At 66.0% G+C, this 22,588-nt stretch carries 23 protein-coding genes and 1 riboswitch; of the genes, 13 read left to right on the forward strand and 10 right to left on the reverse strand.

Annotated elements, in window-relative coordinates; translation table 11 throughout:
• Positions 1–49 precede the first annotated feature (49 nt).
• Positions 50–670 (forward strand): flavin reductase family protein, encoded by a 621-nt coding sequence (locus H9639_RS04695; RefSeq protein WP_191806984.1) that lies wholly within the window; start codon positions 50–52, stop codon positions 668–670.
• 200 nt (positions 671–870) lie between these two features.
• Positions 871–2,631 carry a BCCT family transporter gene (locus H9639_RS04700; RefSeq protein ID WP_191806985.1) on the forward strand — a complete coding sequence of 587 codons (1,761 nt, stop codon included), beginning with the start codon at positions 871–873 and terminating at the stop codon, positions 2,629–2,631.
• On the opposite strand, the gene H9639_RS04705 is transcribed toward H9639_RS04700, so the two are convergent.
• Positions 2,628–3,374: an alpha/beta fold hydrolase gene (locus H9639_RS04705; protein ID WP_191806986.1), complete on the reverse strand. Its 747-nt coding sequence runs from the start codon at positions 3,372–3,374 to the stop codon at positions 2,628–2,630. The genes H9639_RS04700 and H9639_RS04705 overlap by 4 nt on opposite strands.
• Before the next feature lie 99 nt (positions 3,375–3,473).
• Here H9639_RS04705 and H9639_RS04710 point away from each other — a divergent pair, with 99 nt between their 5' ends.
• Positions 3,474–4,469, forward strand: a complete 996-nt coding sequence (locus tag H9639_RS04710; protein WP_191806987.1) for a GlxA family transcriptional regulator — start codon at positions 3,474–3,476, stop codon at positions 4,467–4,469.
• A gap of 58 nt (positions 4,470–4,527) precedes the next feature.
• On the opposite strand, the gene H9639_RS04715 is transcribed toward H9639_RS04710, so the two are convergent.
• On the reverse strand, positions 4,528–5,637 hold the full coding sequence (locus H9639_RS04715; protein WP_191806988.1) for an NADH:flavin oxidoreductase/NADH oxidase: 1,110 nt from the start codon (positions 5,635–5,637) through the stop codon (positions 4,528–4,530).
• 128 nt (positions 5,638–5,765) lie between these two features.
• On the opposite strand from H9639_RS04715, the gene H9639_RS04720 reads away from it, so the two are divergent.
• The 4 genes from H9639_RS04720 to H9639_RS04735 all read left to right on the forward strand — a co-directional run bounded on the left by H9639_RS04720 (position 5,766) and on the right by H9639_RS04735 (position 8,530).
• Positions 5,766–6,128, forward strand: coding sequence for an ArsR/SmtB family transcription factor (locus H9639_RS04720; RefSeq protein ID WP_191806989.1), 363 nt, complete (start codon positions 5,766–5,768; stop codon positions 6,126–6,128).
• A gap of 61 nt (positions 6,129–6,189) precedes the next feature.
• Positions 6,190–6,255, forward strand: a riboswitch (guanidine-III (ykkC-III) riboswitch).
• A gap of 11 nt (positions 6,256–6,266) precedes the next feature.
• On the forward strand, positions 6,267–6,581 hold the full coding sequence (locus tag H9639_RS04725) for a DMT family transporter (RefSeq protein WP_191806990.1): 315 nt from the start codon (positions 6,267–6,269) through the stop codon (positions 6,579–6,581).
• Positions 6,582–6,583: 2 nt separating this feature from the next.
• Positions 6,584–6,934, forward strand: coding sequence for a DMT family transporter (locus tag H9639_RS04730; protein ID WP_191806991.1), 351 nt, complete (start codon positions 6,584–6,586; stop codon positions 6,932–6,934).
• Positions 6,935–7,054: 120 nt separating this feature from the next.
• Positions 7,055–8,530 carry an amino acid permease gene (locus tag H9639_RS04735; RefSeq protein ID WP_191806992.1) on the forward strand — a complete coding sequence of 492 codons (1,476 nt, stop codon included), beginning with the start codon at positions 7,055–7,057 and terminating at the stop codon, positions 8,528–8,530.
• A 5-nt stretch (positions 8,531–8,535) separates the two neighbouring features.
• Here H9639_RS04735 and H9639_RS04740 read toward each other — a convergent pair whose 3' ends face one another.
• From H9639_RS04740 to H9639_RS04750, 3 genes are read right to left on the reverse strand one after another with little or no spacing between them, the layout of a single operon-like run.
• On the reverse strand, positions 8,536–10,113 hold the full coding sequence (locus tag H9639_RS04740; protein ID WP_191806993.1) for a sensor histidine kinase: 1,578 nt from the start codon (positions 10,111–10,113) through the stop codon (positions 8,536–8,538).
• The gene (locus tag H9639_RS04745) at positions 10,110–10,853 is read right to left on the reverse strand and encodes a response regulator transcription factor (RefSeq protein WP_191806994.1); all 744 of its coding nucleotides are present in this window, start codon (positions 10,851–10,853) and stop codon (positions 10,110–10,112) included. The genes H9639_RS04740 and H9639_RS04745 overlap by 4 nt, the downstream gene beginning before the upstream one ends.
• Before the next feature lie 45 nt (positions 10,854–10,898).
• Positions 10,899–12,203: an MFS transporter gene (locus tag H9639_RS04750; protein ID WP_225219238.1), complete on the reverse strand. Its 1,305-nt coding sequence runs from the start codon at positions 12,201–12,203 to the stop codon at positions 10,899–10,901.
• 150 nt (positions 12,204–12,353) lie between these two features.
• Between H9639_RS04750 and H9639_RS04755 the strand changes: the two genes are divergently transcribed.
• Both H9639_RS04755 and H9639_RS04760 read left to right on the forward strand, forming a co-directional pair.
• Positions 12,354–12,794: a hypothetical protein gene (locus H9639_RS04755; RefSeq protein WP_191806995.1), complete on the forward strand. Its 441-nt coding sequence runs from the start codon at positions 12,354–12,356 to the stop codon at positions 12,792–12,794.
• 90 nt (positions 12,795–12,884) lie between these two features.
• Positions 12,885–13,202, forward strand: coding sequence for a hypothetical protein (locus H9639_RS04760; protein ID WP_191806996.1), 318 nt, complete (start codon positions 12,885–12,887; stop codon positions 13,200–13,202).
• 39 nt (positions 13,203–13,241) lie between these two features.
• Here the strand turns inward: H9639_RS04760 and H9639_RS04765 are convergent, their stop codons facing one another.
• Positions 13,242–13,748: a hypothetical protein gene (locus H9639_RS04765; RefSeq protein WP_191806997.1), complete on the reverse strand. Its 507-nt coding sequence runs from the start codon at positions 13,746–13,748 to the stop codon at positions 13,242–13,244.
• Between the two features lie 203 nt (positions 13,749–13,951).
• On the opposite strand from H9639_RS04765, the gene H9639_RS04770 reads away from it, so the two are divergent.
• Both H9639_RS04770 and H9639_RS04775 read left to right on the forward strand, forming a co-directional pair.
• Positions 13,952–14,200: a PLDc N-terminal domain-containing protein gene (locus H9639_RS04770; protein WP_191806998.1), complete on the forward strand. Its 249-nt coding sequence runs from the start codon at positions 13,952–13,954 to the stop codon at positions 14,198–14,200.
• 126 nt (positions 14,201–14,326) lie between these two features.
• The gene (locus H9639_RS04775) at positions 14,327–15,595 is read left to right on the forward strand and encodes an Nramp family divalent metal transporter (RefSeq protein WP_191806999.1); all 1,269 of its coding nucleotides are present in this window, start codon (positions 14,327–14,329) and stop codon (positions 15,593–15,595) included.
• Between the two features lie 12 nt (positions 15,596–15,607).
• On the opposite strand, the gene trxB is transcribed toward H9639_RS04775, so the two are convergent.
• The 4 genes from trxB to H9639_RS04795 form a co-directional block, all read right to left on the reverse strand.
• Positions 15,608–16,582, reverse strand: a complete 975-nt coding sequence (gene trxB, locus H9639_RS04780) for a thioredoxin-disulfide reductase (RefSeq protein ID WP_191807000.1) — start codon at positions 16,580–16,582, stop codon at positions 15,608–15,610.
• 105 nt (positions 16,583–16,687) lie between these two features.
• The gene (locus tag H9639_RS04785; protein WP_191807001.1) at positions 16,688–17,575 is read right to left on the reverse strand and encodes an ABC transporter permease; all 888 of its coding nucleotides are present in this window, start codon (positions 17,573–17,575) and stop codon (positions 16,688–16,690) included.
• Complete coding sequence (locus tag H9639_RS04790; RefSeq protein ID WP_191807002.1) at positions 17,572–18,513, reverse strand: ABC transporter ATP-binding protein; 942 nt, start codon at positions 18,511–18,513, stop codon at positions 17,572–17,574. Before H9639_RS04790 ends, H9639_RS04785 begins: the two co-directional genes overlap by 4 nt.
• A 164-nt stretch (positions 18,514–18,677) precedes the next feature.
• A complete protein-coding gene (locus tag H9639_RS04795; RefSeq protein WP_191807003.1) occupies positions 18,678–21,041 on the reverse strand; it encodes a transglycosylase domain-containing protein in 2,364 nt (787 codons plus the stop codon).
• 346 nt (positions 21,042–21,387) lie between these two features.
• Here H9639_RS04795 and H9639_RS04800 point away from each other — a divergent pair, with 346 nt between their 5' ends.
• Both H9639_RS04800 and H9639_RS04805 read left to right on the forward strand, forming a co-directional pair.
• Positions 21,388–21,993, forward strand: a complete 606-nt coding sequence (locus tag H9639_RS04800; protein WP_191807004.1) for a hypothetical protein — start codon at positions 21,388–21,390, stop codon at positions 21,991–21,993.
• Positions 21,990–22,574: a hypothetical protein gene (locus H9639_RS04805; protein ID WP_191807005.1), complete on the forward strand. Its 585-nt coding sequence runs from the start codon at positions 21,990–21,992 to the stop codon at positions 22,572–22,574. Before H9639_RS04800 ends, H9639_RS04805 begins: the two co-directional genes overlap by 4 nt.
• Positions 22,575–22,588 lie beyond the last annotated feature (14 nt).

A 22,588-nucleotide genomic window follows, 5' to 3' on the forward strand; every position in this document is an offset into this window, starting at 1 on the left:
CCCATTATGCTCACACGGCCATGACGCAGCTCACCGCTAAGCTCGGAGAATGAGAACGGAATTCGAGCCAGCCGCCATGGGCGGGCGCGCCTTTTACCGCCTGCTGACCTCGGTGGTGGTGCCGCGGCCAATCGCCTGGATTTCCACCCTTTCCGCAGACGGCGTGGACAATCTGGCGCCGCATTCCTTCTTCACCGTGGCCTCCGTGAATCCGCCGATGATTTCCTTCACCTCGGTGGGCGAGAAGGACTCCCTGCGTAACATCCGCCAGACCGGAGAGTTCGTCGTCAGCCTGGCTCCGGAGGAACTTTTCGAGGCAGTGAACGCCACCGGCACGGGCTTCCCTGCCGGAGTGAGCGAGTTCGACGCCGCCGGCATCGCCCGGGAACAGAGCACCACGGTCCGTCCTCCCCGCGTTGCCGGCTCGCCGGTGGCGCTGGAATGCCGGCTGCGTGAGATCCACCCGGTGGGCGACTGTTTTGTTGTCTACGGCGAGATCATCCACGCGGCGGTGGCAGCGGAGGCACTCGACGCCGATGCCCACCCGCGAATCGAGAGGCTGCGGCCGCTCTCCCGGCTGGGCCTGAACGAATGGGGAACCATCGGCGAAGTCCGGACCATCTCCCGCATCCCCGCCGATGAGTGGCCCGGGCACTACCAGAAGGGCTAGGCAGAGCAGGCTGCCTATGCACGCGCCTGCCGGATTGAAATCGGTGTTCCGTATCTCAATCGGGCATCAATGCTGGCGGACTTTCGCTGCGGCCGATCTTTGCGCAGAGTTGATCAGTAGACTTACATGCTGCAGAACACGCAACGAAGCATTCATCAGAGCAGTCTGAGCGCTTCACAGCGCAGGAGGAGAAATTGGGAATGTCCGCCACACCAGGCGCCAGTACCAGCGAAGATCCGGAGAACGAACCAGAGGAAAGTACAGCGACCTCCAACTCCGAGGCGGAGGCGGAGGTGGAGGTGGAACCGGCACCCCAGGCGAGGCCCCCCGTCAAGAGAGTCGACAGATGGGTGTTCTGGCCCGCGGCCGCCATCATTGTGGTTTTCGCGTTCTTCGCGATTGTGTTTCCCTCCGCGGCCACGGAGATGTTCACTTCCATCCAAACCAACGTCATTAGGTGGTTCGGCTGGTACTACGTCGCAGCCGTCGCCGTGTTCGTTGCCTTCGCTCTCTGGATCGGGCTGAGCCGCTACGGTGACATCAAACTCGGCAAGGACGAAGACGAGCCCGAATTCTCGGTGATGTCCTGGTTCGCGCTGCTGTTTGCTGCCGGCATGGGCATCGGGCTTGTCTTCTTTGGCGTCGCCGAACCCCTTAGCCACTACGCATCTCCGCCGCCGGGCGTTGCGGGCACTCCAATCCAGCTCGCCCAGCGTGCCCTCACCCAGACCTACCTTCACTGGGGACTGCACGCCTGGGCCATCTATGTGGTGGTGGGTGTCTCCATCGCGTACGCCGTCCACCGCAGGGGCCGGCCCATTACCATCCGCTGGACCCTCGAACCGCTGCTGGGCACCCGGCGCGTCTCCGGCGGCTGGGGCAACCTGGTGGACATCGTCGCACTGGTGGGAACCCTCTTTGGTGTTGCCACCTCCCTGGGCCTGGGTGTCCTGCAGATCTCTGCCGGGCTCGAAGAAGCCAACCTCATCCAGGCCACAAAGCTGACGCAGATCGGTTTGATTCTCTGCATCATCACCCTCACCATCGCTTCCCTGGTCTCCGGTGTGGGGAAGGGCATGAAGTGGCTGTCCAACGCCAACCTGATCCTCGCCGGCGCCCTGATGCTGTTTGTCCTGTTCACCGGTCCCACCCTGTTCCTCCTACGCGAATTTGTGCAGTCCATCGGCAACTACCTGCAAAACGTCGTCGGCCTGACGTTCAACACCCTGGCGTTCTCAGGCGCCGAGGGTGAGGCCTGGCAGGCCGCCTGGACTACCTTCTACTGGGGCTGGTGGATCTCCTGGGCTCCGTTCGTCGGCATCTTCATCGCCCGTATCTCCAAGGGCCGGACGGTCCGCCAATTCGTGGCCGGCGTCCTCCTGGTTCCCAGCATTGTCGGCTTCCTCTGGTTCTCCGTCCTGGGCGGCACCGCCATCTACCAGGAACTCTTCGGCGGCGGTGGGCTCGTCGCCCCGGACGGCACAGTGGATACGGAAGGAGCCCTGTTCGGCATGCTGGACGGTCTTCCGGGCGGGACGCTGCTCACCGTGGGTGCCGTCCTGCTGATCGGGATCTTCTTCATCACGTCCGCCGATTCCGGTGCACTGGTGATGGGCATGCTCTCCACCGGCGGCGAGGTTGAACCCAAGAACTGGATCCGCATCTTCTGGGCGCTTTCCGCGGCCGCCGTCGCCATCGCACTGCTGCTGGCCAACGGCCTCGAGGCCATTCAGACGGCGGCGATCCTCACCGCTGTGCCGTTCAGCGTGGTCATCCTGATGATGTGCGCCGCCACGGCCAAGGCCTTCCACCAGGAACACGAAGCGCTCCTGCGGGCGCAGCGGAAACTGGCCCGCGAAGAGCTGACAGCCCACGTGGCCGAACATGTCGATGCCGCCGTCAAGAAACAGTTCAGGCGCCGCGTCCTGCCCATCCGGAAGGACCGCGGCAGCGGTTCCTAGAGCAGGCTGTCCACCGCGGCGGTGTGGTCCCCGATGAGCTCGGTGACCTCCCCCGGGTGTTCCAGCATGGGCCAGTGGCCGCCGGGCAGGATCTCGATCCTCCAGTCCGCCGCTCCACCCAGGGCCTCCGGCAGCTGGGTCCGTGCCGGAGTGACAAACACACCGCGCTGGGACCGCACCGGCTGCTCCAGGGATGCCTTGTCCAGGACAGTCCGGCCGGGGTGCGGGGTGAACCGCTCCGCCAGATAAGACCTCTCTTCCGGGCCCAGCCCTGCTTCCGCGTCCAGTGCCGCAGCGGGCGGGGCGGCCCACAGGTACCCATCGGCGATGATGTCTGCACGCTCCTGGGCGCGGGCATCGCCGTCGGGCCCCCAGAGATCAACGAGACTGCAGCCATCAACCGGCAGGAAGCTCTGGAAGTGGATGCTGGAGCGGATCTGGTCCCCCAGCCGGTCTGCGACCTGGGCGGCGACCATTCCGGAGTACGAGTGTGCCACCAGGACCACCGGGGCGCCGTGCTCGACCAGGTCACAGACCTGGTCCACGTGGTCAGCGAGACGGATGGCAGCACGTTCCTCCGCGGGCGTCTCGGGTTCCAGGCCCGCCAGCGTCACCTCCTGTGCGTCGAGTCCGCGGCTGCGCAGGCTTTCGGCGGTGGGTTCCCAGATCCAGGAACCCATCCAGGCGCCGGGCAGCAGCAGGACGCGGGGCGGGGTGCTGTTGAGAGCTTGTTGTGGATTCATACTTCGAGGCTAGGACCGGTCCCGGGCGCTTTAGCCGTGGCCCCTGACCTTGGTCCGTAATTCTGGGATACTCGTCCCAGGATCTCGGATAGGACCCGAATGGAATCGCATTCCATGGCTGTGATCGCCTACGACCAGGCTGAGCTGCTGGACATCGCCTGCATCACCACGCCCCTGTTTCTGGCCAACCACATCGGGAGGCTGGGGCATCCCTATCAGGTGCGTGTGCTCGCGCTGGGCGGTCACCCGGTGCAGTGCGCCACGGGGCTGACGCTTTCGGTGGACGGCGCCCTCGAGAAGTTCCTTGGCCCCGCGGAGACCATGATCGTGGCCGGAGGGACCGGGCATGAGGAAGCTGCCGCGTCCGGCCCACTGCTGCGGCATGTCCGGCGGCTGGCGGCCACCAGCCGCCGGGTAGCCTCCGTGTGCACCGGGGCCAGCGTGCTCGCTGCGGCCGGGCTGCTGGACGGCAGGCGCGCGACGACGCATTGGCGGTTCGCGCCGGACCTGACCCGCCGCTATCCGCAGGTCACAGTTGACGCGGCGCCGATCTACATCCGGGACGGCCGGATAGCCACGGCGGCCGGAGTCACCAGCGCTTTGGACCTCACGCTCTCCTTCATCCAGGAGGACCACGGTGCCGCCCTGGCCCGGCAGGTGGCCCGCGATCTGGTCACCTACCTCCACCGCCCCGGCGACCAGGCACAGATGAGCCTCTTCCTGGCCCGGGACAAGGGGCACAGCGGCACGGTTCACGCGGCCACCCGGTACGTTGCCGCCCATCTGGCGGATGATCTTTCGACGCCGGCCATCGCGAACCGGGTTGGTGTCAGCGGACGCCACCTCAGCCGGCTGTTCCAGTCCGAGCTGGGCATGCCGCCGGCCCGTTTCGTCCGCTCCGCCAGGCTCGACGCCGCCGCCCGGCTCTTGGAGTCCGGCCAGCTTCCCGTGGCCGTTATTGCCCGGCGCTGCGGATTCGGCTCAGCCGATCAGTTCCGGCAGTGTTTCGCCGCGCAGTACAACCTCTCTCCGTCCAAATACCGCAGCCGGTTCGCCGGCCCGGACGCTGCTGGCACGGATGAAGCAGCAGGCTAGGAGTACCCGCCGCCAGTTGCTGACGGCGGGTACATCTGTTGACTGCTGACTGCCCGGCCTACAGGACGTAGGCGTACTGCTCGATGTAGCGGGGTTTTATGCCCAGTTCCAAGGCGGCTTCGTTGGCCCAGGACGGGTTGCGCAGCAGCGGGCGGCCGAGAAACACCGCGTCCGCTTTTCCGGAAGTCACCAGTTCCTCGGCGAGCTGCGGGGAATCGATCCGGCCCACCGCAGCCGTCAGCACACCGGTTTCAGACCGGACGACGGCGGCTTTGGCTGTCTGGTAGTCCTGGTCCCGCGGGATGGGGACAATGTCCAGGCCTCCCGAGGACGCGTCGATGAGATCCACGCCGTGCTCAACGGCCCAGGTGGCCAGCTGCACCGTCTGTGTCACTGTCCAGGATTCGCGGTTGTCCTGGGGGTTTTCTTCCACCCAGTCGGTGGTGGAGACACGCATAAACACGGGTTTTCCGGCCGGCCAGACTGCACGGACGGCGTCGACAATTTCAAGGACAATCCTGGCCCGGTTCTCCAGCGGCCCGCCGTACTCGTCGGTCCGCTGGTTGGTAATCGGAGACAGGAAGGAGTGCAGCAGGTAGCCGTGGGCGGCGTGGATTTCGACGACGTCGAACCCGGCAGCCTCCGCACGGCGTGCCGCCTCGGCGAATGCCGCGGGCAGGCCGGCGATTTCCTCACGGGTCAGTTCATGTGGCACTGCTGAGCCGGGGAAGGCGAGCGCGCTCGGGCCCACCGGCTGCCAGCCGTAGTTTTCACCGCCGGCCTTGCTGTTTTCTTCGAGGGGCTTCCCGCCCAGCCACGGCCGGTCGACCGACGCCTTCCGTCCGGCATGCGCGAGCTGAATACCGGGAACGGCACCGTGCTCGCGGATGCCGCGGGCGAGCCGGGCGAAGCCATCCGCCTGATCGCCGTTCCACAGCCCGAGGTCGTACGGGGAGATCCGGCCTTCGGGCAGCACACCTGTGGCCTCGACCAGCACCAGTCCCACACCGCCGGCGGCGCGTGCGGTGTAGTGCGCGTAGTGGAAGTCATTGGGTCTGCCGGCCAGCTCCGGCTGGGGTGCGGCGGAGTAGGTGCACATCGGCGACATCCATACACGGTTGGGGATTTCCACATTCCGAATCTGGATCGGATCGAACACATTCGTCACAGCTGGGGTCTCCCTTTCACGGTTGCTTAGTACGCCATATGTCGTACAACGATCCCAATCGTACAACAGGGTATATTTGAGGATGTACTTCGTGATGAGTCACATCACCGCACCCAGTGGAGGAACACGTGGCACGCGAACTGGCCCATCCTGACATCACCTCTGTCTCGCTGGACACCGTTCTGGCTGCTCTCGCCGACCCGATCCGCCGGGAGATCATCACCCAGCTCTCCACCGGGCACAACGACCAGGCCTGCATCGCCTTCGAACTTCCCGTCTCCAAGTCCACCTCCACCCATCACTTCCGGGTGCTGCGCGAAGCCGGCCTGATCACCCAGCGCTACGAGGGCACCGCGATCCTCAACACCCTGCGCTGCGCCGACATGGAGTCCCGGTTCCCGGGCCTGCTGGGCGCGGTCATCAAAGCGGAATGCCGCACCCGCGGCCGGGCCGCCAGCGTCCCGGCGGACGCCGTTCACGGGCAACAGTGAGGCCAGCGCCGCTCGGTCCAAGGGCCGCGGCGCCGCAGCATGGTTTTTTGCTACCTTGGAACCAGGGCCCGCACCTCCGGCCCCCGGACGACGGTTCAGTACCCGGCACGCGACAAGACTGGCCAAAGGATCTCGCAAATGGCATGGGTCATTCTCATCGCTTCCGGAATGCTTGAGGCCGTCTGGGCCACAGCACTTGGAAAGTCGAACAACTTCCGCAAGCCCCTCCCCAGCATCGTTTTCGTCCTGGCACTGACCGCCAGCATGGCAGGACTCGCCTGGGCCATGCTGAGCATTCCGGTCGGCACCGCCTACGCCGTCTGGGTCGGCATCGGCGCCGTCCTTACAGCCGCCTACGCCATGGCTTTCGGCGGCGAAAAGGCCACCGTGGCGAAGGTGGTGCTGCTGATGGGCATTATTGGCTGCGTTATCGGCCTGAAGGTGGTGGCTTAGCCATGGCATGGGTCGTTCTAATTCTCAGTGCCGTTCTGGAGGCCGTCTGGGCTACCGCCCTGGAAGCTTCGAACGGGTTCACCCTCCCGCTGCCCTCGGTGATCTTCGCTGTCGCCGCCGCCCTGTCCATGGCCGGGCTCGGCTACGCCATGAAGTTCATCCCGATCAGCACCGCCTACGCCGTGTGGACCGGGCTTGGTGCCGTCCTCACCGTGGCGTGGGCCATGGCCACCGGCAGCGAGGAACCGGGAGTGCTGAAGGTCCTTTTCCTGGCTGGCATCATTGGCTGCGTGATCGGACTGAAGTTCGTGGACAAGGCTGCCCCCACAGCGGAGAAAACGGAAACCTCCTAGGGGAGCGGGAGGGCTCGATTCCCGCCCCAGCCGCCGCATAACCGGCCGTCAGGGGTTACAAAAGCCGCACATCGCGGTTGATACTGCACAGACGCATCCCCATCCGGTCAAGGAGCCGATATGTCCGTGTTAGATAAGCAAAGCTCAGTCTTCCGGCGCAAGCCGATCGAGGACACCGAGGCGGAAACCGGCGAAGGAACCAAACTCTTCAAGAGCCTCGGCCTGTGGCAGCTGACCGCCATCGGCGTGGGCGGCATCATCGGAATCGGCATCTTCACACTCGCCGGGCTGGTAGCCAACGGCGGACCGGATTCTGAAGGCGTGGGCCCCGCCGTCGTCATCTCCTTCCTGGTGGCAGGGCTGGCCAGCGCCGCGGCAGCCCTGTCCTACGCGGAATTCGCCGGCATGGTGCCGCGCGCCGGCTCGGCCTACACCTACGGATACGTGGCGCTCGGAGAGATTATCGGCTGGTTCATCGGCTGGGACCTGCTGCTGGAATACACCGCCATTGTCGCCGTCGTCGCCATTGGGATTTCGGGGTACTTCACCGAATTCATGGCAGGAATCGGCGTTGAGGTGCCGGTCTGGATGCAGGGCACGGGCGACGTCATCGAAGGCGGCCTGGTGAACCTGCCCGCCGTCGTCGTCTGCCTGTTCATCACCTTCATCCTCAGCCGCGGCACCAGGACCTTCGGCCGGTTCGAGCTGGTGGCGGTGGCACTGAAGGTCCTGCTGATCCTGTTCATCATCGGGCTCGGGGTGTTCTTCGTGAACACGGACAACTACACCCCGTTCCTGCCCAACGGTTTCGGTGTGGTCTTCACCGGGGCGGCCACGGTCTTCTTCGCGGTGTTCGGTTATGACGCCATGAGCACCGCCGCGGAGGAAGCTACGGACGGCAAAAAGCACATGCCCAAAGCCATTCTGCTCTCCCTGGGCGTGGCCATGCTGCTCTACATTCTGGCGACACTGGTGCTTACCGGCATGCAGAACTACACGGAGATCAGCCCGACGGCGGGATTCGCCTCCGCGTTCCAGAGCGTGGGACTGCCGATCATCGCCACGGTGATTTCGGCATTCGCCGTCATCTCGATCCTGACCGTGATGCTCACCTTCCTGCTCGGCGTCACCCGGGTCTGGTTCTCCATGAGCCGCGACGGACTGCTCCCCCGCTGGTTCGCCGGCACCGATTCACGCGGCACGCCCCAGCGGGTGACCTGGATTGCCGGCGGCGCTTCCGCCCTGCTGGCCGGATTCTTCCCGATCCGGGCGGTCGCGGATCTGACCAACATCGGCATCCTGGCGGCGTTCGTGGTGGTGTGCGTCGCCGTGATCGTGCTGCGGCGCACGCAGCCGGACGCGCCGCGGGAATTCCGGCTGCCGCTGATGCCCTGGGTTCCGGCGTTCGGAGTTCTGGCCTCCGGTTTCCTGATGCTGCAGCTGCACTGGGAAACCTGGGTCCGGTTCGGCATTTGGCTGATCATCGGCATGGCGCTGTACTGGTTCTACGGGCGGCGGCACTCGCTGCTGAATCCGGACAGTCCCAGGCACCGGACTCCGGGACCCGCAGCTCCGGCACCGGACACTGCAGGATAAACCGGTTACTGCGGCCGGCTGGACGCACCCCGGTCCGGGGCCGTTCCGGCCGGCAGCCGGACCGTGAAGACGGTGCGTCCGGGCTCGCTCTCCAGGTGAATGCTCCCATGGTGGGCACTGACGATCGCAGCGGCGATCGCCAGCCCCAGCCCGGAGGACGCCCGCCCGCTGCGCGCAGCATCGGCACGGGTGAAGCGGGAGAAGATGTGCTCCTGGAAAGCCTGGGGAATGCCGGGACCGTTATCCGCCACGGTGATCACCGCTCCTCCCCCGGAAGCCGGGGCCAGACTGGTGCTGATCGTGGTTCCCGGATCGGTGTGCCGGCTGCCGTTGGTCAGCAGGTTGATCAGGACCTGCCGCAGCTGGCCGGGGTCTCCCTGCACGATCACGGGCTCCTCCGGCAGGGAAATGGTCCAATTGTGGTCCTGGGCCGCCACCCGGGCGTCGCTGACCGATTCAATCACCAGCTGGGTGAGGTCCACTTCCTCACGCACCTCACCGCGGCCTTCATCCAGGCGCGCGAGCAGCAGCAGGTCCTCCACCAGCCCGGTCATCCGGCGGGACTCCGCTTCCACGCGCCCCAGCGACTGCTGGCCGTTGGCGCTGAGATCCTCCGTCAAGCGGACCATTTCGGTGTAACCGCGGATGGATGTCAGCGGTGTCCGCAGCTCGTGGCTGGCGTCGGCGACGAACTGCCGGACCTGCGTTTCGCTGCGCTGGCGCACGGCCAGCGCGTGGGAGACGTTGTCCAGCATCCGGTTGACGGCCAGCCCCACACTTCCCACTTCCGTGGCCGGGTGCGTCAGTTCCTCCGGCACACGCTCCGGCAGGTCGACGTCGCCGGATTCCAGCGGCATGGTGGCCACCTGGGTGGCCAGGGCAGAGACCTTCTCCAGGGGCCGCAGGGCCCGCCGGATAATCAGGTAGCTGAGCACCCCGGTGACGGCCAGCCCCGCGGCCGACACCCCGGCAATCGTCAGCCCGAGGGAGAAGAGAGTGTTGTTTTTTTCCGCCAGCGGCAGTCCGGAGACGACCACGGTTCCGGCCGAACCCGGCTGGGGCTGCGCCATCAGCCGGTACTCACCCAGCGAGAGTGTCCGGGTGACCGGCTCACGGACCGGCGGCACCGCCGCGATGACCTGCAGATCGGATTCCTGAAGGGGAGCCCGGGAGCCGTCCGGCTGCACCACGCCTGCGCTGACCACGGCGCCGTCCGTGACCCGGACCCCCAGCGTCCCGGTCCGGCCCTGGCCCGGGGCATCGAGCGGATCACGGTCCGGGTCCGGGAACCGGCCGTGCGGAAACTGGAAACCGGCTGCCCGGTCCGAGGTCCCGATCAACGCCTGATCCAGCTGCCGGGTCAGGTAGACGTTCATGACGGCGTGACTGAAGAACCCGATCGTCAGGCAGGTGAGGAGCAGCAGCGCCAGCGTGGCGACCAGGAGCTTGGTCCGCAGCCGCCACCCTTCCAGCCAGCGCTGCCAGCGCGGCTGCCCCGGCTGGGAACCGGGCGGGCTGTGTGATCCAGCAGCGGCCCGCGGCAGTGCCGTCCCCTGCCCTCCCGGGCTGCCCACGCCGCTCATGTTGCCGGTTTTAGCACGTATCCGGCTCCGCGGACGGTATGGATCATCGGCGGACGGTCGACGTCGATCTTCTTGCGCAGGTAGGAAATGTACAGTTCCACAATGTTCGCCTGCCCGCCGAAGTCGTAGTCCCAGACCCGGTCCAGGATCTGGGTTTTACTGACCACCCGGCGCGGATTCTCCATCAGGAAGTGCAGCAGTTCAAACTGGGTAGCCGTCAGCTGGATCTCTTCCCCGCCCCGGGTGACTTCCCGGGTATCCAGGTTGAGCACCAGGTCCCCCACCACCAGTTCGGAGGTGTCCGCCGACGCGGCTCCGGAGCGCTGGACCAGCCGGTGCAGGCGCAGCAGCACCTCCTGCATGCTGAACGGTTTGGTCACGTAATCGTCGCCGCCGGCCGCCAGGCCCGCGATCCTGTCCTCCACGGCATCCTTGGCCGTCAGGAAGAGGGCAGGAACGTCCGGGTCGAAGCTGCGGATCTTTCCGAGGGCCTCAACGCCGTCGAACTCGGGAAGCATCACGTCCAGCACCAGCACATCCGGACGGAACTCGCGGGCCTTCGCGACGGCGGCACGTCCGTCTCCGACGGTGGCCACCTCCCAGCCGGTCATCCGCAGCCCCATGCTGATCAGATCAGCGAGGTTCGGTTCGTCGTCGACCACCAGGGCCCGGATGGCTGTGCCGTCCGGGTGCGTGAGCTTGGGCAGATCGGCTGCGAAGTTGTTAGGGGCCTGGGTCATGTAAGCCTTTCCAATGGGTCCGCGGAAACCTGCTTCGGGGACAGCTTAGCCACCCGGATGCGGCTGGCCTGGCGCAGCGGCGCCCGTGGCGCCGTGTTCATCATCCCCCCGGCGGCTTTCACGATCCTTGTTCACAGCTGTGCGGGAACTGTGAATCTGCGTTCCGCCGGCGCTGCGCGCCTCCTGGCGGCGGTAGCCCAGCCCGGTTCCGATGCACAGCAGGTACGCGCCGGCGATGAACAGCCATCCGTCCAGGAACCCGCCGGAAAACTGCAGCAGCAGGCCCATCACCAGGGGTCCCAGCGCAAAGCCCGCGTACATGCCCAGCGACACTGCACCGGAGGCGGCGCCGACCCGCTGCTTGGGCACTTCGCGGAGGACCCCCGCCATCACCACCACATTGACGCCCAGGACCGAAGCCCCGTGGAACAGCACTCCGGCCCACAGCAGCGCCGGCACCCCCGTCTCGCCGGCGGCCAGGAGCAGGCCCGCTCCGCAGATTGCCCCGGCTGCCAGGGTCAGCAGCAGGCTCGAGGCACGGACGCCTTCGGCCATCTGCCGGCCCCACAGCACCCGGGAGGCGACCCCGACCACACCGGCTGCGGCTGCCGTGGCTCCCGCCAGCAGCAGGGAGAACCCGAGCTCCCGCTGGGCGAACAGCGGCAGATAGACGTTGGTGGCCTGCATGCCTGCCCCGGAGAACAGGGCGAAGGCGGCGAGCAGCCAAACCGGCGCGGGGAAGCTGCGGTCCGCCGCTGCGCGGCTGGCCTTGTCCAGGGCCGGACGGCGCGGTTCCTTCGGCAGCCGGTTCCAGGAGTAGAGCAGCAGCAGGCCCAGGACCACGGCCGCTCCGACGGCGGCACCGCGCCACCCGGCAAACAGTGCGGCTGCCGGGAAGAACAAACTGGAAAAGAGCTGGCTTGCCTGCACACCGGACTGCTTGATCCCCATCCATCCAGGGCGTTTGCCGGGTTCCACGGCGTGGATGATGATCCGGTTGGTGGTGGGGTTGGAAATGGCCTGCGCCGGTCCGGAAAACAGCACAGCGGCCAGCAGCCACAGGTAGTTTCCCGACACAGCCATAAAGGTCAGGGCCAGTGCGGTGCCCCCGAAAATGATGAGCAGCTGGGACCGGGCGCTAATGCGGTCACTGAGCCTGCCCAGGGACATGGAGGACAGCGCCGCACTGCAGAAGCAGGTGGCGGCCAGCAGCCCAAACTGGGCCTCGCTGATCCCCAGGTCAGCCATGATGAGGGTGCTTGTGGCTGACAGTCCGTAGTTCATGACCGGGCCGGCGCCCATGGCACAGACCAGTACGAAAAGCAGTCCGGGGCCGGGGGTGGAACGCAAGATTTTCCCTTCCTGGAACGACACACACCATTGTGGCCTGTGTATGCCAGTGTTACGGACCAAAAAGGACTAATATCAGCCGTAGGGTCCACCATCACCGGTCCCGTTTAGCTGGGGGAGTTCCAATTGGGCAGTGAGTCTCAGGCGCGAGTGCCTTCGCCGCGCCGCCGCTCGGTAATGCTCTACCGCCGCGCCCGTACGGCCCTGATTCTGGTTGGCGTGTTCTGGCTGTGGCTGCTTTTTGGCAGTGCTGCGTTTGTTGCGTCGCTTTTCGACAGCCCGTTTTACGCGATGCTCGCTCTGTATGCGGTTGGGGCTCTCACTCTGATCTCCCTGCTGATCGCTCCCGTGGCGCTGGCCTACCTGCTGATGAACCGCCGGACCGCCGCCCCGGCTCCCGCCGCAGCCGACCTGCCGGTCACGGTGATCCGTCCGGACCTGCCTGCCCAGCCGCCCCGGTCAGCCGAGGCTGCCCGTTTCCCCCGCTCGGACCTGGCGCCGGTGATCCGGATGATTCCACGCAAGGTCAAGGACAGCGGAACCGCCCTGGGCTCCCGTGCGGCCGCGAAATGGCGGGACCTGGCCTCCTAGCAGCTGCGCTGTTCTGAGGCGGGACAGCCCGTTCCACCCGGCAGGCACTGCCCGGAAGCAATGTCAGTGCCGGCAGCGACAGTGGAGTGCATGAGAGTATCCACGCGCCCCGCTCCGCACCCCCAGGCAGCTGCCTCCGCCCCCCGCGTATCCCACGCCCACTATCGGCGGGAGCCGTATATCCGCTGCCGGATGGACGGACTCGAGGTGGATGGCAAGGCCGCCGCCTGGACCCGCACCCATGTGCTTGTGCATTGGATCGACGACGACGCCCGGGCCCACAACCGCTGGGTCCCTGCTGCCGCCGTCGTGCGTATTCCCCGGGACGATTCTGCCTGGCGCGATCCGTACGACGATTTTGCCTTCTACTACGACGCTTCACCTCAACCGGCGGCTCCCGCGCGCTAGACCATTGACAGCGGACCGGCACGGGGCCGGCCGCTCCGCTTAAGGAACCGTCAGCACCGGGGCGGAAGCCTGGTCCTGCCGGGCAGCCGCAGCATCGCGGAAGGCCCGGACCAGAACCACAACTGAGATGAAGAGGGTAGCGATGCCGAACGGATTGGCCAGGGCCGCCGAGTACCCCAGGACGTCCTCGCCGGCCAACCCGGAGAATACCGACCCGCTGCCAGGTGTGCCGAAATCCGGAACGAAGAAGCCGAAGGCAGCCGCCAGGAGGTAGTTGCCCAGCAGCAGGAGCGAGGTTTTCAGCGGGGCCCCGAACGGGCGCCGGGCCTTGGCGTGAACGGTGATTTTCACGGCCGCGGTGAGCATCAGAACGGCGAGGACCGGACCGGCGGTCAGGGCAAAGATCGGGACGAGCTTGCCCTCCACACCGAACAGCACCCGGCCGGCGGTGATCCACAGCGGCATAACGATGGCCATGGGGATGCTGATGGCAGCCATCACCAGGGTGAAGGCGCGGGAAAACGCAGAGGGTGCAGGAGCGGGCATGCTTCAACTCTAGCCGTGCCCGAACCGGCGTCTCAGGTGCAGGGATGACCCCTGAGCCGCACCAACTCATCTTCAAGGATGATGTGCACCCCGGCACCGGAAACCTACGCTGGGAACCGTGCCGGCCGGACAACGGTTCAGTCCTTCCGGTTTAGTCCAGGATCCTCCCCCGTTTGCCTCCGTCGAAAGCACCCGGTTCAATCATGCCCGCTGAGTTTCTGATGTGGATTCCCGCAGCCATCCTGCTGCTGCTTCTTGTCCTCACCTTGACGGCCGGGGCGCTCTTCAGCCTGTACCGCACCGATGGGGCATCCGGTGGAGGGCGGGCACTCTGGTGCGCTGTGATCCTTCTGCTGCCGGTGGGCGGCGCCCTGGCCTGGCTGGTTGTGCTGCAGCACCGCACCCGCTGTGAACCGGCGGTCGAGGGCGGCAGCCCGGAAACCGCAGGGTAGCTGCTCTCACACTTTCGACGGCGGTCCGGCAGCCCAAAGGTGATGGTGACGACCAGTCCGTTAGATGTTGCGCACTCCTGTGTGAAACTCTTAGGCACGCCGAACTCGCGGTGCTACCTTAGCCATATGCTTCCGAAAGCAGCATCCCCCAACGCTGCCCCCGCGCCACACCGGGGCGCGGCAAAAACCCGCCTGCCCTGGCTGCTCGGCCCGGCACTGGTGGCCGGAGTTGCGTACCTGGATCCCGGGAACGTGGCCAGCAACATGACCGCGGGAGCGCGGTTTGGTTACCTCCTGGTATGGGTTGTTGTCGCCGGCAACACCATGGCCTGGCTGGTGCAGTACCTCTCGGCCAAACTGGGACTCGCCACCGGGCGGAGCCTGCCGGAACTGGTGGGCCAGCGGGTCAGGTCCTCCGCCGGCCGGCGGTTGTACTGGCTGCAGGCGGAACTGGTGGCTATGGCAACGGACGTTGCGGAGGTGATCGGCGGCGCCGTCGCACTTTGGCTGCTTTTTGACCTGCCGCTGCTGGCCGGTGGCATCATCACCGGCACCGTGTCGATGGCCGTGCTGGCCCTGCAGGGCAGCGGACGGCACCGCGGTTTTGAATACGTGATCGTTTCCATGATGGCGATCATCGTGATCGGATTCACCGCCGGCGTGTTCATCGCCCCGCCGGAACCGGGAGCCGTCGCAGCAGGATTGGTTCCCCGGTTCGACGGCGCCGAGTCCGTGCTCCTGGCCGCCTCCATCCTCGGCGCGACAGTAATGCCGCACGCCATTTACGCGCATTCAGCCCTCACCCGCGACCGGTTCCCCGACCGGACCCAGCACATGACCACGTCGACCCTGATTCGGGCTACCCGCTGGGACGTCACGATTGCCCTCGCTGTGGCCGGCACGGTCAACCTGGCCATCCTGCTGCTCGCGGCGACCTCGCTGCAGGGCGTCGACGGCACGGATACCCTCGACGGCGCGCACGCTGCCATCGAGGGCGCACTCGGCGGCGGGATCGCGTTCCTGTTCGCGCTCGGGCTGCTGGCCTCCGGGCTCGCGTCCACCTCAGTCGGCGCCTATGCCGGGGCAGAGATCATGCAGGGCCTGCTGAAAATCCGGATCCCGATGCTGCTGCGCCGGCTGGTCACGCTGCTGCCGGCGCTGGCCATTCTCGCAGCGGGCATTGATCCCACCTGGGCCCTGGTCCTGAGCCAGGTGGTGCTCTCCTTCGGCATACCCTTCGCGCTGGTGCCGCTGCTGTGGCTGACTTCCAGTGCAGACCTCATGGGCATCCACCGCAACCGGTGGTGGACCACCGCGCTGGGCGCCGTCGTCGCGCTCCTGCTGATTGCGCTGAACATTGCCCTGCTGGTCCTGACTTTCAGCGGCGCGGCTTAGACCCACATTTCACTAGTCCAGCGCTCCCTCCACCAGGGCGGTGGCAATGGCATCGGCGTCCTGGACGGCGGCCAGGTAGCGTTCAGCATCGAGCGCAGCCGAACAGCCGGTGCCGGCGGCGGTGATCGCCTGACGGTAGCGGTGGTCCACCGCGTCGCCGCAGGCGAAAACCCCGTCCACGTTCGTCTGTGTGGTGGGCGCCGCGACGCGGATATAACCGGCGTCATCCAGGTCAACCTGCCCGTGCAGCAGCTCGGTGCGCGGCACGTGGCCGATCGCCACGAAGACGCCGGTGACGGCCAGGTCACGGGTTTCGCCCGTAACCGTGTCCGCCAGGGTCAGCCCGGTCACCTTGTCCCCGCCCTGGACCGCGGTGACCTCGCTGTTCCAGGCGAAGCTGATCTTATCGTGGCATTTGGCGCGCTGGGCCATGATCCGGGAGGCCCGAAGCTCGCTGCGGCGGACCACCACCGTCACGCTCCTGGCAAACCGGGTCAGGAACAGTGCCTCTTCCATGGCCGAGTCTCCCCCGCCCACCACCGCAACATCCTGGTTCCGGAAGAAGAAGCCGTCGCAGGTGGCACACCAGGAAATGCCCCGGCCATTCAGCTTCTTTTCCTCGGGCAGGCCCAGTTCCTTGTAGGCGGAGCCGGTGGCGAGGATGACGGTGCGGGCTTTCCGCGTGGTTCCGCCGCCGGTGGCCACCCGCTTGGTGTGGCCGGACAGGTCCACTGAGACGACGTCGTCGAGCTCCACCACCGCACCGAACTTTTCGGCCTGCCGGCGGAGTGCCTCCATAAGGTCCGGGCCCTGGATTCCATCCGGGAAGCCGGGGAAGTTCTCCACCTCGGTGGTGTTCATCAGCGCGCCGCCAGCCGTGACAGAACCGGCCATGACCCGGGGAGCCAGGCCGGCGCGGGCAGCGTAAACCGCGGCGGTGTAGCCCGCGGGACCAGAGCCGATGATGAGAACGGAATCGAGTGTCATGGCTGCTCCTTGACGAGGGCCGGGCGGTGATCCGGTTCCTCCAGTGTGGAACCGGACCAGCCCCCGCTGCCAGAGCCCCGGGCTGCGCAGGAGCCCGCGGCAGCCCTATGCCTGCACGTGGATGCGCCGGCGGATGCGCATCGTTGCCAGCAGGGTGAAGAGCACCGCCATTGCCACGAGGCTGAAGAGCACGTACCCGGTGCCGACCTGCCAGTCCCCCACCTGCGCGGTGATGCCGAAGACGTCCTGCAGTTCCGCCGTCGCCGCCGCCTGACCGCCGGTCATCGCGGGGAGGGTGTCAGCGGTCATTTCCTGCCGCAGCAGCATGGAGGACTGCATAAACGGCAGGGCGCTCACGAAAGTGCGCACCCCCTCGGGGAAGTTGCCCACCGGAATGTAGGAGCCGGCCAGGAACCCGAGGACGGTGCCCACAATGGTGGACAGCGCGGAGTAGGCACCCGCGGTGCGGATGAAGGACACCACGAAGGCGCTCAGCGCAGCGAAGGCGATGCAGGAAAGTACCAGGTAGCCGCAGATCCGCAGCAGCTGCTCAGCCCCCAGAACCACGTCGCTGACCGTGTACAGGTAGACCAGGCTGACGATGAACACCAGCGCGGTCATGATCAGCGAGATCAAGGTGGCCGAGAGCAGGTAGCCGAGGATCAGTTTGCCGCGCTGGATAGGCGAGACCAGGAAGTCGCGGAACCGCCCGGATCCGGAGTCCTCCACAAACACGTTCATCGCACCCAGCGCCGTTGTAATGGAGGTGATGCCCAGGATTCCGGCGAACATCCAGCTGTCCACAAAGCCCTTGATCTCCGCGCTGGTTGCCTGCGGAAAGGACTGGCCGAGCCCCTCGGTCTGGAGGTTGCCCAGGAACAGGGTGTAGAGCAGGAAGATAACCAGTGCGGAGACCAGGGAGAAGAACACGCCCAGCCGGTCCCGGAAGAAGAGCCGCAGATTGCGGGCGGTGAGGTCCATGATGGCGTTCATTCCTGGGTTCCTTCCAGGGCAGGGGTCCGGCCGGTCAAAGCCAGGAAAACGTCGTCCATGGTGCCGTGCCGGAATTCGAAGTCCCGGACGGCGGCTCCGTGCCGGACCAGGATCAGGCGGGCAGTTTCCGCAGTTTCCACGCCAAGGCGCACGACGGCGCCTTCCGCGGATTTGACGGCGGCCCCCAGCTCAGCGGCGAGGGCCTCCAGACCGGGACGGTCGGCTGTGGTGATGGTGAGGATGCTGGAGCTGTGCAGGGCGCGGAGCTCCGCGGGGGTGCCGTCGGCGATGATGCGCCCCGCGTCAATGATGCAGACCCGGTCCGCTTCCTCCGTTTCCTCCATGTAATGCGTGGTGAGGAAGACGGTGAGCCCGTGGCGGTCGCGCAGCTCGTGGATGGTGGACCAGACGATTGCACGGCTGGCCGGGTCCAGGCCGGCCGTGGGTTCGTCCAGGAAGATGATCGGCGGCGCATGCAGCAGGGCGCGGGCAATGTCCACGCGGCGGCGCTGCCCGCCGGAATAGGTTCCGTAGCGGCGGTCCAGGAAATCGCCCAGGCCGATCAGCGTGGACAGATCATTGATCCGTGCCTCATTGGCGGAGCGGTCGGACGAGTAGAAGCGGGCCCGCACCCGGAGGTTTTCCCGGCCGGTGAGCAGCGGGTCAAGGATCGATTCCTGGAAGACGACGCCGATGTTCCGGCGCACACCCTCCCCGGCGGTCCGCACGTTGAACCCTGCTACCTCCGCCGTGCCCGCTTCGAACGCATTGACAGTGGTCAGGCAGCCGATAGTGGTGGATTTGCCTGCGCCGTTGGTCCCCAGGAACGCAAAGACACTGCCCGGTTCCACGTCGAAGGAAATGTCATCCACTGCTGTGGTGGAACCGTATCTTTTGGTCAATCCCCGGACGGAGATGGCCGGCGGGTTTACAGTCAATGCGCTCTTCCCAGGTCAATGGCCTGCCGGTTCACCCGGACGGCACGGAGAGCGGCTGAGCTGCCCCGATAGGGACAATCTAGCCGAGCCTGGAGAACCGAATGGCCCCTCCCGGCATTTATGTCGCGAGGGGCCAAAAGTGTTGGTGCGGGTGCCGGATTTGTTTACCCCGCTGCGGTCGGTGCCGCTGCGGGCTCGGACTCGGTCGCGGACGGCTTGGGAGCCGAGGTGCTCGGGCTGGGCTCCGGAACCGACGACGGCAGCACGGGCGCCGGCTGCGTGGGCTGCACACTGGGACGTACCGAGGGCGTAGCCGTGGGAGTTGCGTCCTTCGCCTCGTCCTCGGGCTCATCTGATTCCGAGGGGCTGGCACTCGGGCTTGGGCTCGGGCTGGTCAGCAGGTTGCTCGGCGGGTTGGCAAACGGTTCACCCGGATAGAGATCTCCGGCCTGCTGCATGAACTTGGCCCAGGAAGGAGCGGCAATCAGCGAACCGTCAATTTCCGGATAGGTCCTGCCGCCGATTTCCAGACCGGACAGCGAGCCGGTTCCGGCTTTCCAGTTGCCGATCCAGCTGGCCGTGGCCATACCGGAGTTGTAGCCGATGAACCAGGTCTGGGAACGGCTGTCGTTGGTGCCGGTTTTGCCGGCCATGGGCTGGTTGCCGTAGTTCAGCAGCGAACCCGAGCCCGTTTTCATGACTTCCTGCGTTGCATAGTTGACGGCGCGCGCAGTCTCCTTGCTGATGACCTGCTCGCACTCGGGTTCGGGGACCTCGTACGTGGTTCCGTTGGCGGCCGTGACCTCAAGCAGGGCGCGGGGCTCGCAGACATTGCCTTCGGCAGCGAAGCCGGCGAAGGCCTGCGCCATAACCATCGGGGAGACGTCCTGCACACCGCCAAGCAGGGCGGACGGCGTGACCAGCAGGGATTCCTCTTCCCCGGATGCGCTCTTGCCGTTGTGGATACCCATGGATTCGGCAATTTCCATGATTCGGCACAGGTCCAGCTGCTTGGCAGAGGACATGGTGATGGTGTTCAGGGACTGGGCCAGGCCGCGGAGCACGGTGGCATCGCCGTAGTTGGTGTCACCGTAGTTCTGCGGCGTGTACCCGTTAGCGGCGTCCACTACGTAGCTTCCCCCGTCGAGGCAGCTTGCCGTCCAGGTGTCTCCCTGCGGGTAGGTCTTCTTCCGGCCGTCCAGCTGCGTGTTCAGCGACTTTCCAGCGTCCGCCCAGGCCGCCACGGTGAAGGGCTTGAACGTCGAGCCGGGCTGGAACCCGCCCACGCCGCCGAGGCTCTTGGTCGGATCACCGTCCTGGTACTGGTCAACGTTGAAGTTCAGCACGGAATCGCCGGGGTTGTCGCCGGGAATGTACCGGGTGTTCTGGGCCATGGACAGGATGTTGCCGGTGCCCGGTTCCAGGCTCACCATGGAGTGGCCAACCTGTCCGTCGGTGGTGTCCGGGTTCGCGGTGTCGTCCACGGCCGCCTGCGCGGCCTGCTGGACCTGTGGATCCAGAGTGGTCTTGATGGTCAGCCCGGAGCGGTACAGCACGGACTCACGCTCCTCGACGGTACTGCCGAACTCTTCGCTGTTCAGGACCAGATGCTCCACATAGGAGCAGAAGTACGGCGCCTGTTCAGCTCCCACGCAGCCGTTCAGGGTGGGGGTGATGTTCAGGTCCAGGCCGGTGGCCACAGCGGCGTCGAACTGGGCCTGGTCAATCTTGCCGTGCTCCAGCATGGTGCCGAGCACCAGGTTGCGCCGTTCCAGGGCGCCGTCGGGGTTGGTCTGCGGGTCGTACATGCCAGGGCCGTTCACCAGCCCCGCGAGCAGCGCGCTTTCCTGGATGTTCAGGTCCCTGGCGTCCTTGTTGAACAGGTACTTCGAGGCTGCCTGCACGCCGTAGGTGTTGCCGGTGAACTGCACGATGTTGAAGTAGCCCTCAAGGATCTCGTCCTTGGACATCTCGTTTTCCACCGCGATGGCCAGCCGGATTTCCCGGATCTTGTCGGAAATGCCCTTGTTGCCGCTGTAAGTGGCTTCTTCGCCACGTTCGTTGGCGGAGTTAATCAGCACGTTGGTGACCAGCTGCTGCGTGATGGTGGAGGCACCGCGGTTCGTTCCGCTGGAAATGTTGCTCGCGAGTGCACCCATGATGCCTTCGACGTCAACACCGCCGTGTTCATAGAAGCGGTAGTCCTCGATAGACAGGAGCGCGTCCACCATGTGGGGTGAAATCTGGTCAAAGGTGACGGGCTGGCGGTTTTCCTCATAGAGGGTCGCGATCAGGGAGTCGTCGGAGGCAACGATCTTGGTGGGTGTCGCCAGGGTGGCCCGTTCCAGGCTTGCGGGCAGTCCATCGAAGAACTTGATGGAGGCCGAGGCCGCCGATCCGGTGCCCGCGGCCATGGGGACGAACAGCCCGGCAACGAGCACGCCGCAGAGCACACTGACTCCCAGGAAGGAAAGCAGTCGTCCGAAGGTGGTTGCCGTGGTGAACACGGAAGATTTACGTGCAGCCATGATAAGGGAGCATAACCCAGGAACCTTTGATTAATAGATTGGTTGGTCACCCAATACCGGGCCGTACCGTTGCGTCCAAGCGGTCAGTGAGGATAATTCGCCAGCAGTGAAAGTGACCGGATTCATGCTCCGGCCCAGGTGCCCGGGGTTTTACTGAGGCCCAACGAATCTTCCGCAGCCCATCCCCTGCAAGGGTCTGCCGCTGCTAGACTCCTGCACACTTCCCCGTGACGCCCGGGAGCGGCGGCGGACCTCAGCAAACCTCTCAGCGGTTGTGCTGCCGGCCCCGCCGACTTGGACACCGGCGTCCGGTGAAGCCCCGGAACCACACCGGACTAGGAGAATCATGGCTCGATTACTCCACGATCTGCGCCGCCTGCGGACAGCGGTGGACGGCCGGCTCAGAACGCCGCCGCCACCACCGCCCGGCAACCATGAAGAAATCCATGCCCGCCTGATTACGGCAATGAACTCCGCCAAGACAGCGGGACGGACCCTGGACGAGCAGGAACGAGTGGCTGTGGATGCCTCCGCTCATTTCGCCTCGGTTGCCGAGGCCTACCGGCTGCGCCGGGAAGCCGTGGAATCGGTGCTGGCCGGGTCCGCGAATGCCTCCCAGGCCGCGTTGTCCCTTGCCGGCACAGCCCGGCGGATGCACGGGCTGGCTATGGCCCGTGAGGCCAGTGCCCACGCCCACCTTGCCGATATCCGTTCCCGGCGTGAACGGGTGCAGGAGTTGGTTTCTGACCTGGTGAAAGCCCAGGCACAACTGCGGCTGGCCGTCACCGTTGAACAGAGCCGGTCCCGGCTGAACGGACTGGGCGGTGTGGGCGGTTCCGCGGTTCCGGGCCCTCACGGGACCGGGAATTCCTTTGATGAAGAACTGCGTGTTGCCACCCGGCTGGCGCGGGAAGCAGAAGCCCTGGCAGAGCTGAAAGGCGGATGGGAATGAGTGAAGAGTCGAGTGTGCGTATTGGAGTGCCATTCACCCCGCCGCGTTCGTATTCGGAAAAGGCCGTCAGCCGGCTGATTTTTACCGCAGCGGCCTTCGTGATCTTCGGCGGGTTTAACGTGATCGCCGTGCTGCTGGCCATCCTGCTGGTGGTTTATCCCCTTCTCATTGCCCGGGAGCGGCTGGTTCTGCGCCCGCGCCGGGAGGAGACGGAAACCACCGCCCTGAACGACGCCGTCGCCCAGTTCTTCCCCGACGCGCCGCAGCTGCGGCGCGAGCAGTGGCGTGCGCTGATGACGTCGCGGAAGGGGAAATCGTTCCGTTTCCCGGACGACGTCGGCGGGGAGCTGCGGGTCATTCGTACCGGCCGTGCCGCCCTGGCAGGTCAGGCGGCCCTGGCCGGACAGCCGATGCGGGCCCGCAGCCCGAAGCGGACGGAAATCGAGGTGATCCGCCGTTACGGGGACATCGGCCTCACCGATTTCGACACGATCATGACGGCTTCCGGGCGGGATCCCAACATTGCCCGGGCCATTGCGGAGGTCCGGCGTGGCTACCGGCATGGGCGGGAGTCTGCGTAACCGCCCTACCAGCA

It is taken from the genome of Arthrobacter gallicola, from assembly GCF_014836775.1.
In the GTDB taxonomy this organism is placed as follows: Bacteria; Actinomycetota; Actinomycetes; order Actinomycetales; family Micrococcaceae; genus Arthrobacter_B; species Arthrobacter_B gallicola.